The organism is Streptomyces sp. SID5643, assembly GCF_009872555.1.
Lineage (GTDB): Bacteria > Actinomycetota > Actinomycetes > Streptomycetales > Streptomycetaceae > Streptomyces > Streptomyces iakyrus.
Genome location: NZ_WWIC01000130.1, coordinates 1 through 272 on the forward strand (window position 1 = coordinate 1; position 272 = coordinate 272).

Below are 272 nucleotides of genomic sequence, written 5' to 3' on the forward strand. Positions count from 1 at the left end.
GCGTCGAACAGGTCCAACGCCACCGTCACCGAGCCACGCACACCTGCCGGGGCGCCATCCGCGTCGAACGCCTCCCCGACGACCACGTCGAGGTCGAACTTCGCGGCCGACTTTCCGGCCGAAAGGTCACCCGACGCGCCGCCCGCCTGCACACCCCGCAGGTCGAGCACCGCTTCGATCGTGTTCTGCATCGTGAAGACGACTTGGAACAGCGGATGCCGGGCCAGCGAACGGCTCGGAGACAGCTCCTCCACCAGCTTCTCGAACGGCAC

At 68.0% G+C, this 272-nt stretch carries 1 protein-coding gene; it reads right to left on the bottom strand.

Annotation, left to right across the window (positions count from 1 at the left end; translation table 11 throughout):
- Positions 1–272: condensation domain-containing protein (locus tag GTY56_RS39980; RefSeq protein WP_202510273.1), on the bottom strand; the 272-nt coding region annotated here is incomplete at both ends.